14 protein-coding genes are annotated in these 13,097 nt (G+C 64.0%); 12 read left to right on the top strand and 2 right to left on the bottom strand.

Features of this window, described 5'->3' with window-relative positions:
• Positions 1 to 12: 12 nt before the first annotated feature.
• On the bottom strand, positions 13 to 498 hold the full coding sequence (locus tag BMX78_RS21245; RefSeq protein ID WP_091424166.1) for an FBP domain-containing protein: 486 nt from the start codon (positions 496 to 498) through the stop codon (positions 13 to 15).
• A gap of 378 nt (positions 499 to 876) precedes the next feature.
• Between BMX78_RS21245 and BMX78_RS21250 the strand changes: the two genes are divergently transcribed.
• The 7 genes from BMX78_RS21250 to BMX78_RS21280 all read left to right on the top strand — a co-directional run bounded on the left by BMX78_RS21250 (position 877) and on the right by BMX78_RS21280 (position 9,734).
• Positions 877 to 1,968, top strand: a complete 1,092-nt coding sequence (locus BMX78_RS21250; protein WP_091424168.1) for an iron-siderophore ABC transporter substrate-binding protein — start codon at positions 877 to 879, stop codon at positions 1,966 to 1,968.
• A gap of 10 nt (positions 1,969 to 1,978) precedes the next feature.
• Positions 1,979 to 3,070 carry a FecCD family ABC transporter permease gene (locus BMX78_RS21255; protein WP_091424171.1) on the top strand — a complete coding sequence of 364 codons (1,092 nt, stop codon included), beginning with the start codon at positions 1,979 to 1,981 and terminating at the stop codon, positions 3,068 to 3,070.
• The gene (locus BMX78_RS21260) at positions 3,067 to 4,179 is read left to right on the top strand and encodes a FecCD family ABC transporter permease (RefSeq protein ID WP_091424174.1); all 1,113 of its coding nucleotides are present in this window, start codon (positions 3,067 to 3,069) and stop codon (positions 4,177 to 4,179) included. The genes BMX78_RS21255 and BMX78_RS21260 overlap by 4 nt, the downstream gene beginning before the upstream one ends.
• Position 4,180: 1 nt before the next feature.
• The gene (locus tag BMX78_RS21265; protein ID WP_091424176.1) at positions 4,181 to 4,996 is read left to right on the top strand and encodes an ABC transporter ATP-binding protein; all 816 of its coding nucleotides are present in this window, start codon (positions 4,181 to 4,183) and stop codon (positions 4,994 to 4,996) included.
• On the top strand, positions 4,993 to 6,033 hold the full coding sequence (locus tag BMX78_RS21270) for a siderophore-interacting protein (protein ID WP_091424179.1): 1,041 nt from the start codon (positions 4,993 to 4,995) through the stop codon (positions 6,031 to 6,033). Before BMX78_RS21265 ends, BMX78_RS21270 begins: the two co-directional genes overlap by 4 nt.
• A gap of 578 nt (positions 6,034 to 6,611) precedes the next feature.
• Positions 6,612 to 8,813 (top strand): CBM96 family carbohydrate-binding protein, encoded by a 2,202-nt coding sequence (locus tag BMX78_RS21275; protein WP_286139209.1) that lies wholly within the window; start codon positions 6,612 to 6,614, stop codon positions 8,811 to 8,813.
• A gap of 99 nt (positions 8,814 to 8,912) precedes the next feature.
• A complete protein-coding gene (locus tag BMX78_RS21280; RefSeq protein ID WP_091424184.1) occupies positions 8,913 to 9,734 on the top strand; it encodes an SGNH/GDSL hydrolase family protein in 822 nt (273 codons plus the stop codon).
• Positions 9,735 to 9,754: 20 nt separating this feature from the next.
• Here the strand turns inward: BMX78_RS21280 and BMX78_RS21285 are convergent, their stop codons facing one another.
• On the bottom strand, positions 9,755 to 10,042 hold the full coding sequence (locus BMX78_RS21285; RefSeq protein ID WP_091424187.1) for a YciI family protein: 288 nt from the start codon (positions 10,040 to 10,042) through the stop codon (positions 9,755 to 9,757).
• A 63-nt stretch (positions 10,043 to 10,105) separates the two neighbouring features.
• Between BMX78_RS21285 and BMX78_RS21290 the strand changes: the two genes are divergently transcribed.
• The 5 genes from BMX78_RS21290 to rpsN all read left to right on the top strand — a co-directional run bounded on the left by BMX78_RS21290 (position 10,106) and on the right by rpsN (position 12,386).
• Complete coding sequence (locus BMX78_RS21290) at positions 10,106 to 10,594, top strand: MarR family winged helix-turn-helix transcriptional regulator (RefSeq protein WP_091424190.1); 489 nt, start codon at positions 10,106 to 10,108, stop codon at positions 10,592 to 10,594.
• Between the two features lie 64 nt (positions 10,595 to 10,658).
• On the top strand, positions 10,659 to 11,420 hold the full coding sequence (locus BMX78_RS21295) for an SGNH/GDSL hydrolase family protein (RefSeq protein WP_091424192.1): 762 nt from the start codon (positions 10,659 to 10,661) through the stop codon (positions 11,418 to 11,420).
• A gap of 254 nt (positions 11,421 to 11,674) precedes the next feature.
• Positions 11,675 to 11,911 carry a 50S ribosomal protein L28 gene (gene rpmB, locus BMX78_RS21300; protein ID WP_003798559.1) on the top strand — a complete coding sequence of 79 codons (237 nt, stop codon included), beginning with the start codon at positions 11,675 to 11,677 and terminating at the stop codon, positions 11,909 to 11,911.
• On the top strand, positions 11,911 to 12,078 hold the full coding sequence (gene rpmG / locus BMX78_RS21305) for a 50S ribosomal protein L33 (protein WP_013602737.1): 168 nt from the start codon (positions 11,911 to 11,913) through the stop codon (positions 12,076 to 12,078). Before rpmB ends, rpmG begins: the two co-directional genes overlap by 1 nt.
• Before the next feature lie 2 nt (positions 12,079 to 12,080).
• Positions 12,081 to 12,386 (top strand): 30S ribosomal protein S14, encoded by a 306-nt coding sequence (gene rpsN / locus BMX78_RS21310; protein WP_009358853.1) that lies wholly within the window; start codon positions 12,081 to 12,083, stop codon positions 12,384 to 12,386.
• Positions 12,387 to 13,097: the final 711 nt, after the last annotated feature.

Below are 13,097 nucleotides of genomic sequence, written 5' to 3' on the forward strand. Positions count from 1 at the left end.
TTCCTCTTGCTGTTACTTGGCCTGCACCCGTGACGGGAACTGGGCAGTCCGGTCTTTCAGTCCGTCAATCTGGCGCAGGACGACGGCGGCCGGGTCCGGGTTGATCTCGTTGGCCGGCGGTTCCTTGCGGACGTTGCCGCAGCACAGGAAGTCGGCACAGATCAGTGTCCCGACGGTGTTGACGTTGCGGCCGGACTGGCCGGCACGCCTGGCCACCCAGAGGAGTACGTCCTCCTTCGAGAAGACGTCCCGGCACAGTTCGCAGAGGACTGAGCGGTTTTTTCGCGCGCCGCCCTCGGGGGCTCTGAGCATGATGCCAGTGGGGCCCGGAACTACCAGGTACCCGCGGAGGGGCATCTTCTCGTCCCGCCACCCAAGGAAGTCGAGGTTGTTCCAGTCGAGCGAGTCAAAGTCCTTGGGCAAGGTGAGTTTCGCCGCCTCCGAGCGGCTGGCATTAACGAACGATGAGCGGATTTGCTGAGGCGTGATTGATTGCATGGCTGAGCTTTCGAAAGATAGGAGCCCCGGGATGCGGGGAATGAGGGTAAAGGGTCAGCAGGTCTTCGCGGAGCAGGCCAAAGCGGCCACCCCGCTTTCCATGGCAGCGATGGCCGGGCGGGCCGTCTGCATGCACATCGTTCCTGGTGTCCTATCTCGAAAGCGTCGGGCTTGGGTGCAGTGATTCCGATGCACTGGCCGGTGCCCAAGCAACCGGCAGTGTCATCCTGCCAAAGGCTGCGCGCGGTGTCCAAGGAGCAGCCGGAGCAGGAGGTGTGTCCTTCCTCACGTAAGGGATTAAGTGATGTAAACGTTGCGTAATGGCTCCAAGGGTAGGCTAGCCTTACTTAAGTTCGCTTCAGCCACTTAAGGAGTTCTGTGACTTCCCCCCTTTTCCCCGGGCCCAGCACCACGCGGCGCACGCTGTTCAAATCAGCCGGTAAGGCGACGGCCGTTCTGGCCGCAGCGGCGCTCACCCTTTCCGCCTGCTCCACAGGTCCTGCTAACTCCAGCGCGGATTCCACCGCCTCCAGCTCCAGCAGCGCGCAGTTCCCGGTCACTATCGAGCACGTCTACGGCAAAACGATCATTGAGAAGCAGCCCACGCGCGTAGCCACGGTCTCCTGGGTGAATGACGACGTCTCCATTGCCCTCGGCGTTGTTCCCGTGGGTGTCCCCAAAAACGAGTGGGGCGGCAACGGCCAGGGCTCTACCCCCTGGAAGGACGCTGCACTCGAGGAGCTGGGCGCCGGCTTCGGCTCCAGCAAGGCTCCGGTCCAGTACTCCGAAGCTGACGGCATCAACTTCACGGAGATCGCCAAGCTCGCGCCGGACGTGATCCTCGCCGCCTACTCCGGCCTTACCGAAGAGGATTACAAGAAGCTCAGCGAAATTGCCCCCGTGGTGGCCCACCCGGAGCTGGCATACGGAACCTCCTGGCAGGACGCCACCACCACCATCGGCAAAGCCCTCGGCAAGGATTCCGAGGCAGCCAAGCTCGTCTCCGACACCGAGGCCACCGTCAAGGAGGAAGCTGCCAAGTACCCGCAGATCGCCGGCAAGACGTTCATCTACGGCTACGCCCCTCACTCGGATCCCAGCCAGACCGGTATCTACACGGCCAATGACAACCGGCCGAAATTCCTGTCCTCCATCGGAATGAAGCTCGCGCCGGTCGCCGAGCAGGCCTCTGCAGGCTCCAAGGAATTCTTTGTCCCCTGGTCTGCCGAGAAGGTTAACGAGCTGGAGTCGGACATCTTCCTAAGCTCCGTCGAGGAAGCCAGCGATGCGGACGCCATCAAGAACGATCCCCTGCTCGGCCAGATCCCGGCCGTCAAGAAGGGCGCCTTCGTTGCGGACGCGAACAAGAGCCTGGTCCTGGCAATCTCTGCGTCCTCCCCGTTGAGCCTGCCCTGGGCGCTGGACACGTTCCTGCCCGAGCTGGCCACGGCAGCGGACGCAGCGAAGTAGCAGCGGTTCCGTGACGCAAAGTACGACGACGCCGGCCCACCAGGCGCGGATTCCCGGCACCTCCGTGCCGGGAACCGGAGCGCGTGCCCTGTTCCGCGGCGGTGCTTCCAACGGGAAACGGACAGCCTGGCTGCTGGCCGCCGTCGTTGTACTCGCTCTGTTGGCCGGGGCCTCCCTGGCCATCGGGGCCCGCGGCCTGCCGTTGGAGACGGTATGGCAAGCCCTCGCCGCCTTTGATCCTGCCGACGGCGACCATGCGGTGGTCCACGCCCGCATCCCGCGGACGGTCCTCGGCCTGCTGGCCGGCGGAGCGCTGGGGCTGGCCGGGGCCGCCATGCAGGGTGTGGCCCGGAACCCTCTTGCCGATCCGGGCATCATGGGGGTCAACGCTGGCGCAGCATTTGCGGTGGTGACAGGCATCTACGTCTTTGGTGTCGGCTCACTGTCCGGGTACATCTGGTTCGCCTTCCTCGGCGCCGCAACCGCCGCCGTCGTGGTTTACCTCATCGCTTCCCTGGGCAGGGACGGCGCCACCCCAGTGAAGCTCGCCCTGGCGGGTGCGGCACTGAATGCGGGCCTCTATTCTCTGATGAACGTCATCCTGGTCTCCAGCCAGGACACCCTGGACCGCTTCCGCTTCTGGCAGGTGGGCGGCATCGCCGGGCGCGACGGGTCCCTGCTGCTGTCCGGACTCCCGTTCCTGGCCGCCGGGGCAGCCATCGTGCTGCTGACCGGGAGGGTCCTGAACAGCCTGGCCTTGGGTGATGACATCGCCCGCGGCCTCGGCCAGCGCGTCGGCCTGGTCCGCGCCATCACCGCCCTCGGGATCGTGCTGCTGTGCGGTTCGGCCACCGCCCTCGCCGGGCCCATCGCATTTCTCGGCCTGGTCATTCCGCATGCCGTCCGGTTCCTCACCGGCCCCGACTACCGCTGGATCCTGCCGTTCTCCATGGTTTTGGCTCCGGCGCTGCTCCTGGGTGGAGACATCATCGGCCGCGTGGTGCTGCTGCCCGGCGAAGTGCCGGCCGGGATCATGACCGCCCTGATCGGTGCGCCCGTGTTCGTTTGGCTCATCCGCCGCGGCAAGGGGGCCGGACTGTGACCCTTGCGAAATCCCCCGTTGACCTATCACTAAAGGCTGCCAAAACAGGGCCCAGGGGACCAAAACTGATAGGGCAACGCCGGGTCGGGCGGCTCCTTAACCGGACCGCCATCCTGGCAGCCGCCGTCGTGGTCCTCTTTGCAGCGTCCGTCCTGCTGGGCAGCTACACCGTGACCATCCCGGACTTCTTCATGATCCTTTTCGCGCATCTGACCGACGGTGAGAAGATCCCCGGCGCCAGCTTCATTGTGATGGAGAACAAGCTGCCCCGTGCGGTGATCGGCACCATGATCGGCCTCGCGTTTGGCCTGGCCGGCGCGCTCTTCCAGACCATGCTCCGCAACCCGCTGGCCAGCCCGGACGTCATCGGCATCAGCTGCGGGGCCAGCGCAGCCGCAGTTATGGCCATCGTAGTGTTCGGCGCCTCCGGTGCCGTTGTGTCCGGGGCTGCCCTGGGCGGCGCGCTCGTCGTCGCGGCCATCATCTACGCGATTTCCAGCGGCGGCCTCCGCGGAACCAGCCGCGGCGATGCTGCCGGAAACCGGCTCATCCTCGCCGGCGTGGGAATCGCGGCCGCACTCCAGGCAGTGGTCAACTTCCTGATGACCCGCGCCGATATCCGGACCGCGGCCGACGCCCTTGTCTGGCTCAACGGATCCCTGAACTCCGCCAACTGGGACCACGCCGGCGTCCTGGCCATTTCCCTGGCGGTCCTCATCCCCGCAGTGGCCGCCATTTCAGGCCCCTTGCGCATCCTAGAACTCGGCCCCGACGCCGCCGCCGGCCTGGGCGTCAAAGTAGGTGCCACCCGGCTCGCTCTGGTGGTCATTGCGGTCGCGCTGGCGGCAGTGGCGACGGCGGCAGCCGGGCCGGTCTCGTTCGTCGCCTTCCTGTCCGGGCCCATCGCCGGGCGCTTCACCGGAAAAGCCAGCCTCCCGGCGTCGGCCCTGGTGGGCGCCCTGATAGTCCTCGCGGCCGATTATGTGGCGGCCAACCTCGCCCCCCTGCTGCTTGACGGCACCGTCTTGCCGGTTGGTGTGATCACCGGCGCGCTCGGTGCCCCGTTCCTGCTGTGGCTCCTGGTCACGGCCAACCGAAAGGATGCCTGACGTGGCTGTTCTCAACGCCAAGGACCTGACGCTGAAATACGATCAGCGCTGCGTGGTGGACGGACTCAGTGCCGAAATCCCCGAGGGCAAGGTCACCATGATCGTAGGTGCGAACGCCTGCGGAAAGTCCACCCTTCTGCGCGGCCTGTCCCGGCTCCTCAAGCCTGCGTCCGGTGCCGTGACGCTGGATGGGAAGGACATCCACTCCCGCCCTGCCCGCGAACTTGCCCGCATCCTGGGCCTGCTCCCGCAGCATCCCACCGCACCGGACGGCATCAAGGTCCGGGACCTGGTGGGGCGGGGGCGCTACCCGCACCAGGGCCTCTTCCGCGGCTGGAGCGAAAATGACGACGCCGCGGTGCAGCGCGCGCTGGAAGCCACCGAAACGCTGGCCCTCGCCGAGCGGAACGTGGACGAACTCTCCGGCGGGCAGCGCCAGCGGGTGTGGATCGCCATGGCACTTGCCCAGGAAACGGAGGTGCTGCTCCTGGACGAGCCCACCACCTACCTGGACCTCGCGCACCAGGTGGAGGTCCTGGACCTGGTCACGGACCTGAACCGCCAGCGCGGCACCACCGTGGCCATCGTCCTGCACGACCTGAACCTCGCCGCCCGCTACGCGGACAACGTGATCGCCATGAAGGGCGGTGCGGTGGTGGCGGTCGGCGCACCAGGGGACGTGGTGACGGAAGACCTCGTCCGCAACGTCTTCAACCTGGAATCCCGCGTCATTCCGGACCCCGTGTCCGGAACCCCACTGATCATTCCCATCGGCCGACACCACGTCCCTGCCAACGAACTGGAGCTCGTTTCATGAAGACCCGCGATATCGCCGCCACCGAGCCCATGACCCTGGCCTTCGATGTCACGGTCTCCTCCGTGCAGGAACTAAGCCCCAACTTCCGGCGGATCACCTTCGGCGGATACTCCCTGCGGGACTTCGGCGTCCACGGCGACACCCTTGACCTCCGGATCAAGCTGATGATCCCGTCGCTGGCGGCGGACGGCACGCAGCTGCCCCTTCCGGTCTTCAAAATGGCCGAAGCCGGCTGGTATCGAGAATGGCTGGCCATGGACCCGGCAGTGCGTGGATCCATGCGGACGTACACGGTCCGGCAGGCCCGGCTGGACGCCGTGTACCCCGAGATCGACGTGGACTTCGTGATGCACTTTGACGAGCGCGGCGACGGCGGACCCGCCGCGAACTGGGCCCTCAACGCCCAGCCGGGCGACGCCATCACCATCATCGGACCCAACAACCGCGCGGCGCACTGCGTCACGGCGGAAATTTACTCCGGCATCGAATGGCGTCCCGGACTGGCGCAGCGCGTCCTGCTCGCCGGCGACGAGACCGCCATCCCGGCAATCTCCGCGATCCTGGAAAGCCTGCCCGGATACATGACCGGCCACGCCTTCCTGGAAGTCCCCGAAGCCGGCGACTTCGTCGAACTGACCTCACCGGCCGACGTCGAAATCACCTGGCTCGCCCGCGGTGCCTCGATCGGACGGTCCCGCCCGCACGGCGAACTGCTCCAGGAGGCTGTGCGTAAGGCAGTGCCGGTGCCCGGCTGGGTTGGCATCAAAGCGGCCGACGGCGGCGCAGGTCCCGAGCCGGAGGACGTCAATGTGGACGAGGACATCCTCTGGGAGACCCCCGCACGGATGGAAACCGCCGAAATCCAGGCCACAAAAAACCCGGACATGCCCGCCGGCGCCATGCCCTTCTACGCCTGGATTGCCGGCGAAGCCGGGGTCATCAAGGACATGCGGCGATACCTGGTCCGGGACGTCGGGATCGACCGGAAGCAGGTTGCCTTCATGGGTTACTGGCGGCAGGGCAAAGCCGAGGGGTAGGCTCCGTCCGGCGGGAGGCACATCCTCTGCGTGCTCGCTCGTTCCTCCCTCAGACGCACGCTGCCGGACGTCCCTCCCGTCGCGGGCGGCCTTCAGTGCGCTCTGGTCGGCGATGCGCTCCTACGCAAGCCGCCAGTGACGGCTTGTCTGCCCGTCACCTTTCCGGCTGCTTGATGAGACGCCCCATCAGATCCTGCTGCTTTTTCTCACACGCCCGCTCACTTTTGACCGCTTGAAGGCAAGCGCCCGCTCACCTACTGCTTATCCCGGCGTCGTCCTTGCTGTTCTTTGCCCCGCTTGCCAAGGCACAGCCCGGGTGGAGTACGGCAGTAGGCCACCAGGAGCAAGCGGGTGCGGCACATCATCGATGAGCAGCTGAAACCGGTACGCGGATACAGCCAACGCTGGCCGCGCTCGACGCCACTTAACACACATTTTCAAGAACCGCCAGTACTGGCAGATCTGGTGTCACAGGGTGTGACAAGAATATGATTCGGATATTCCAACCGGACCATTTAAGGTGTCACGCCATGAAATCCATTCTCCGGCCAGCCGTTTCCGTCCTGACACTTTTAGTTATGCTCGTTTCACTTGCCGTCGTGGGCAGCGTGGCGAACGCTGTTGGCGCGCTGACATTCGCGCCGACCGCCGACAGTTACGTTCAGGCGGACCGGCCAACAGAGAACTTCGGGACCAGCGTCCGATGGTCCACCGAGGGCCGGACAAGCATCTCGCGGAACAGTCTGCTGCGGTTCAACGTCCAGGTCCCCGCCGGGGAACACATCGTCTCGGCAAAGCTGCGGGCATACTCGGAGGCCGCAGCAACATCGACTGAGTTTGTGGACGTTTACACCACGAGCGGCACATGGACCGAAACGGGCGTCACCTGGAACAATGCGCCGGCGCGCGGGACCTGGCTGGGCAAGACCGGCGGGTTCGCCACGGGCGCCTGGGTGGAATGGGACGTCACCAAGGGCGTCACAGCGACCGGCGGTGAGCAGAACTTCAGGCTCGAATCCAGCGTGCAGAAGTGGCTGGGCTTCAAATCGAACCAGGTTTTGGACGCGGCACTCCGCCCAAAGCTGGTGGTCACTACCGCGGCTAACTCCGTGGCCCCAACCCCCACCCCGACGCCAACCCCCACCCCTACCCCAACGCCCGCGCCGACTGATCCAAGCGGGGTCCAGGCTGCCACCACGCAGAACTGGGGCGCACCGGTGGCCGGGGATGAGTTCAACTACACCGGGGCCCCCGACGCAACCAAATGGAGCGTGTACAACAGCGCCGGGCACGCCGGAAAAGGCATCCGCAGCCCGGGGCAGGTAAAAGTGGACGGCTCCAAAATGGTTATGAACGGAACACCTGACGGGACCACCGCCGGCATGTCGGCGAAGTTCGCCCGGCAGAAGTACGGGCGGTGGGAAGTCCGCGCCGCCGGGTCGGGCGACAATGAGTACCACATGGTTTCGATCCTGTGGCCGGACAGCGGGAACTGGCCTTGCGACGGCGAAGTGGATTTCGCGGAGACAACGGGCGACTGGAACATGATCAAGTTCTTCCAGCACTTCTCCTGCAGCAACTCCCAGACAAGGGCCAGCAAGACGCTTGACGTTTCCCAGTTCCACAACTACGCAGTGGACTGGTCTCCCGCCGGGATGGTCGGTTATGTGGATGGCGTGAAGTGGTTCGAGGACAACGATCCGACCCACCAGCCTCCAGGCAGCATGCATCAGACGCTGCAGCTGGATTGGTTCCCGGATTCCACTGCTGACGGTGCTGGAGAAATGCGCGTGGACTGGGTACGTGTTTACCGGGCAGCAGGCGGGACCAGCTCGACTCCGACCGCAAGCCCGAGCCCGACGCCGACCCCGACTCCCACCCCGACGCCTACCACTCCGCCGTCGGGTGATTCTTTCGAATTCGCCGCCGTCGGTGACATGAACCCTTCAGGAAATACGTCGGCGAGCTCGGCGTCCGGTAAGAACGCTGCCAGCATCATCGGCGGCCTGAATGACGGCTCGTTGGACAATTTCCTCGCTATCGGCGACTTCCAGTACGACAAGGGGACCTGCTCGTCGCTCGCGGCGTGGAACACGCTGTGGGGCGGGTTGAAGGCCAAGACATACTGGACCGCGGGCCCAAACCACGACCTGGAGCCCGGTGTGAATGATGACGTGGACCGGTTTATGGACGGCCAATGCGTCAACACAACGAAGTCCGCTACCAGCACCACTTTGGGCCGTTTCCAGGATGCGCTGGAGTGGTATTCATTCGATAAGGGCAACTGGCATATTCTGGTGGCGCCCACGGCAACGTGGCGGTACAACGCGTCCCGCGCGCAGGCCATGACCGCCGAAATGGACACTGACTTGAAGGCAGCAAAGGCGGCCGGGAAGCATCTGGCCGTCGTCTACCATGACCCCTATTTCACGTCCAACACATCGAGCCACACCCGCTTCACCCAGGCGAAGCCCTGGATCGACATGTTCTGGAACAACCGGGTGAAAGTCTTGCTGTCCGGCTCCCAGCACAACTATGAGCGGACCTGCCCGGTCAACAACGCGGACCAATGCGTACCGGACGGCATGCAGCAGTTCCAGGTCTCCACTGGCGGTATCGGTCTGCGCTCCTTCGCCAGCGACCCGGCCTACATCCAGCGGAAGTTCAGCGACACTTGGGGCCACCTAAGGATGAGCTTGAAAGCGGATGGCTCCTACACCTGGGAGTTCCGACCGGTCCACGGAGGTATGCAGACGGACAGCGGCTCCCGGACACCATGATGACGAGCCATTCCCGACGGCAGGGGTGACGGGTTCGAACTTTCCAACTGTTCATCCCGGCGTCGCCCTTGCTTTCCTTTGTGCAGTTAGGTTGGAGCGGTGGCGCGTGAATCCTTGCTTCCTGCATCCGGGCGGCGGGTGTTTGTAGCCCTGGGTGACTCCTTCACCGAAGGGGTGGGGGACCGGGATGAGCGGCTGCCCAATGGCGTCCGTGGCTGGGCCGACAGGGTGGCCGAGAAGCTTGCGAAAGCGCAGCCTGGGTGGCGGTACGCCAACCTGGCCATCAGGAGCAAGCGGCTGCGGCACGTCGCAGCCGAACAACTGGAGCCGGCGCTGCGGATGCGGCCCACTCTCGTCACGCTCTACGCCGGCGGCAACGACATCCTGGACCTGAAGACCGACATGGTGACGCTCATGGCGGACTACGAACAGCTTGTTGCCCAACTCGCCGGCACCGGCGCCACGGTGGTCCTCTTCACCGGATTCGACGTCAAGGTTTCAGCACTGCTCGAGCCGCTAAAGAAGCGCAACACGTTCTACAACAACCGCGTCCGGGCCATTGCAGAAAAATACAACGCAGTCCTCGTTGACTACTGGTGCCTTGACGCTTTCCACGATCGCCGGATGTGGGACTCGGATCGGCTGCACATGTCCAAGGCGGGGCACAAATACTTGGCCGGGCAGGTGCTGGACCAGCTGGGCGTACCGCATAAGATCCGGCCCAAGGACTGGGAACCGCCGGCACCGCTCAGCCTGCGGGAGTGGGAACTCCGCCAGCGGCGCTGGGTCCGCGACTGGGTCCTCCCGCTGTTCGGCCGGAAGTTGCGGGGCGTGACGCTCGGTGATGCCCTCACTCCGCGCTGGCCCGGCCCCGTCAAGGTACCGCGGAAGGGTGGCCTGAAGAAACTGCTGCGGGAGTAGGCAGGGGCCGGGCAGGAGACTTAGCTGTCCAGCAGGTTCTCAAAACCGGGAGCCACCCTGCCGGCGTGGAACTCCTCTACTTCGAAGTCAGCAACGCCGTTCGTGTAAAAGGGGTCCTGTGCCAGGCTGGCGTCAAGGGTTTCGCGGTCTGCCCGGGAGAGCAGCAAGCCGCCGGTGCGCGGGACTTTACGTCCGGCGGCGATGAACACGCCGTCGTCGAAGGCTTTCTGCAACCAGGCGATATGCGCATCGTTGTGGAAGTCCACGATGTCCTGCGGAACCCGGTAGGTGAGTGAGACAACATACATGCGCCCAGCCTACCGCCGCACCGGGACGCTACTTGAAAGATCAACTCACCGTAGAATGGGCTCATGACCGAACCCCGCTGGCTCAATGCCGACGAACGCCGCGCCTGGCTGGCCCTGGTAAGCATCAACACGCTGCTGCCGGCGGCCCTCGATACGAAGCTCCACGCAGCGGGGAAACTGTCCCTTTTCGACTACACCGTCCTGGCTATGCTCTCCGAGGCGGAGGAGCGTTTCCTGCCGATGAGCGAGCTCGCGGCCCGCAGCAGCGCTTCCCTGTCGAGGCTTTCGCATGTGGTGACCAAGTTGCAGAAGCGGGGGTGGGTGGAACGCCGGCCGCACCCGCATGATGCCCGGGTGACAACAGCGCACCTGACTGAGGAAGGCATGGCGACCATAGTGGGACTGGCGCCCGGACATGTTGAGACGGTGCGGGATTTGTTCCTTGACGCCCTCACCGAGCAGGACGTCCAGGATCTGGCGCGAATCGGCGAGAAGGTAGTGGGCCGGCTGGACTCGGACCACTGGATTCTGCGGGAGACCCCGGGCGCGTAGCCGGCCAAGCAGGGAAACCACAGGGAACTTGGTTGCCCCCAGCAACGGATGGCAAACTGGCGGGATGGATTTCACAACCCGCTTCGTAGCCCTTGGTGACTCCTTCACCGAAGGCGTGGGCGACGACGATCCCACCCGACCCAACGGGGTCCGTGGCTGGGCAGACCGCGTAGCTGAGCAACTGGGGGCCCCGGACCCAGGCTTCGGGTATGCCAACCTCGCCATCCGTGGCAGGAAGCTCCGTCAGATCCTGGCCGAGCAGGTGGACGCCGCCGTCGAGCTCAAGCCCACGCTAGTGAGCATTTACGCAGGTGCCAACGATATCCTCCGGCCCCGGATCGACATAGACGACCTCCTGGTGGAGTACGACGACGCCATCGCCAAACTGCGCGCCACCGGAGCCACGGTGCTGATGTTTACCGGCTTCGACGCCCGCGGCTCGAAGGTGTTCAGCACCATGCGGGGGCGGACCGCCATCTACAACGAGCTGGTGCGCGGCATCGCGGGAGACCATGGCGCCCTGCTGGTGGATTACTGGCGCTTCAGCGAGTACTACGACTGGGGCATGTGGGCGCAGGACCGCATGCACATGTCGGCGGCCGGGCACGCGAACATGGCCAAGCGTGTGTTGGACGTCCTGGAACACGACCACTCCATCGACGTCCCGCCCATGACCCCTGTTCCCGAGCTGAGCGGACTGGACGCCATCCGCGCGAACGCCCGCTGGTTCCGCGAGTATGCCGGGCCTTGGGTGGTCCGCCGCGTCACCGGAAAGTCCTCCGGCGACGGCCTGCAGCCCAGGTATCCGGAGCTGACACGCCTCTAACGGAAGCGGCCGCTTATACACCCACAGGCGCCGGATTGGTCTTTAATTGCGTGAACTCGTAGACTTGGTAGGCGCTAAGTGCGCGGAGCGTGCGCAATTGCTCCGGTTGCCCGGTAAATTCTCCAGGGTGGCCGGTAGTTAGGGGCTCAAGTTGCGTGACTAACCGTTGCCCTTCTTTACTTTTGGGTCGCCCTTAGCAGCATGGTCCAGCAGCAGATATGCGGATCATTACTTTCAATTCTTGAGGAGAAGTCATGGCAGCACACTGCCAAGTGACCGGGGCCGAGCCGGGCTTTGGGCACAGCATTTCGCACTCGCACCGCCGCAACAAGCGTCGGTTCGATCCGAACATTCAGAAGAAGCGCTACTGGGTTCCGTCCCTGCGCCGTAATGTCACGCTGCAGGTATCTGCAAAGGGCATCAAGACCATCGACGTACGCGGCATCGACGTTGTCGTCGCCGACATTCTCGCTCGTGGGGTGAAGCTCTAGTGGCTAAGGACAAGGACGTACGTCCGATCATCAAGCTCAAGTCGACCGCGGGCACGGGTTACACCTACGTAACCCGCAAGAACCGTCGTAACGATCCGGACCGCATGGTTCTGAAGAAGTACGACCCCAAGATCCGCCAGCACGTCGAATTCCGAGAGGAGCGCTAAACATGGCTAAGAAGTCCAAGATTGCTCGCAACGAGCAGCGCAAGGTCATCGTTGAGCGTTACGCTGCAAAGCGCCTCGAGCTGAAGAAGACCCTGGTTGACGAAAACGCAACCGACGAAGCACGCGAAGCAGCCCGCCTGGGCCTGCAGAAGCTGCCCCGCAACGCGTCCCCGATCCGTCTGCGTAACCGCGACATCATCGACGGCCGCCCCCGCGGTACCTTCCAGAAGTTCGGTATCTCCCGTGTCCGCTTCCGCGACATGGCCCACAAGGGCGAACTCCCGGGCATCACCAAGTCTTCCTGGTAATCCAGCCTCGCTGATACCAGCTGCTTGAGAAGGGCCGGCAACCTCACGGTTGCCGGCCCTTTTGCCGTTTAAGCCGCTGGGTGTTGCGGCTTCCTGCGACGCCCGGTGATTGAGCCTGTCCCCGGTGACAGCCTGTCGAAATCAAGGTAGTGGTGCAGCACACAGAAAAGAAGTACGACGGCGGAATGGCTGCTGGAGTGCCGACATCCGCCTTTTGGCGCGGAATCCCGGGGTTCAGGAACTTACTCAGAGGGGATTTGCGGAGCTGCCGGAGGAGGTGTATTGTTTTCTAAGTCGCCGCGGGGGAGACAGCGAAGAGCTGGTTACCGCGGGCGGCCAAAACCCCCAAACAAAGACCAAATCTGGCAGGGCCTTTGAGGACCGCAGAAGAGGTGGGGCTGGTTTTCCCGCCGATGAAAATCCTGAAACATGGATTTGCGTTGGGGTGGGGGATCGGGTAAGTTTGAAAAGTTGCTCCGGAGCGATCCATGACTGGTTGTTGTTGTGGTGGTGCCGGGTGTGTCTGTTGTTTGAGAACTCAATAGTGTGCCAAGTTTGTTGATACCAATTGTTTTATGAATTGGTTGGATTTGCCGGGCTGCCCGCCCCTGTGGGTGGTCTGGTTTTTACAGCTGGTTTCAAATTTTGCAGTCGGGTTTCCGCGTTTTCCCGTGGTGCCTGGTTGTGTTCGTTTTTGTTTTACTTCAACGG

The sequence above is a fragment of the Arthrobacter sp. OV608 genome, assembly GCA_900110595.1.
In the GTDB taxonomy this organism is placed as follows: domain Bacteria; phylum Actinomycetota; class Actinomycetes; order Actinomycetales; family Micrococcaceae; genus Arthrobacter.

What these genes read in the sequence shown, in the direction of transcription:
- BMX78_RS21285 (WP_091424187.1), bottom strand. Translation starts at nt 10,042, where the DNA reads ATGTATGTTGTCTCACTCACCTACCGGGTTCCGCAGGACATCGTGGAC.
- BMX78_RS21270 (WP_091424179.1), top strand. Translation starts at nt 4,993, where the DNA reads ATGAAGACCCGCGATATCGCCGCCACCGAGCCCATGACCCTGGCCTTC.
- BMX78_RS21295 (WP_091424192.1), top strand. Translation starts at nt 10,659, where the DNA reads ATGGATTTCACAACCCGCTTCGTAGCCCTTGGTGACTCCTTCACCGAA.
- BMX78_RS21275 (WP_286139209.1), top strand. Translation starts at nt 6,612, where the DNA reads ATGCTCGTTTCACTTGCCGTCGTGGGCAGCGTGGCGAACGCTGTTGGC.
- rpmB (WP_003798559.1), top strand. Translation starts at nt 11,675, where the DNA reads ATGGCAGCACACTGCCAAGTGACCGGGGCCGAGCCGGGCTTTGGGCAC.
- BMX78_RS21245 (WP_091424166.1), bottom strand. Translation starts at nt 498, where the DNA reads ATGCAATCAATCACGCCTCAGCAAATCCGCTCATCGTTCGTTAATGCC.
- BMX78_RS21290 (WP_091424190.1), top strand. Translation starts at nt 10,106, where the DNA reads ATGACCGAACCCCGCTGGCTCAATGCCGACGAACGCCGCGCCTGGCTG.
- rpsN (WP_009358853.1), top strand. Translation starts at nt 12,081, where the DNA reads ATGGCTAAGAAGTCCAAGATTGCTCGCAACGAGCAGCGCAAGGTCATC.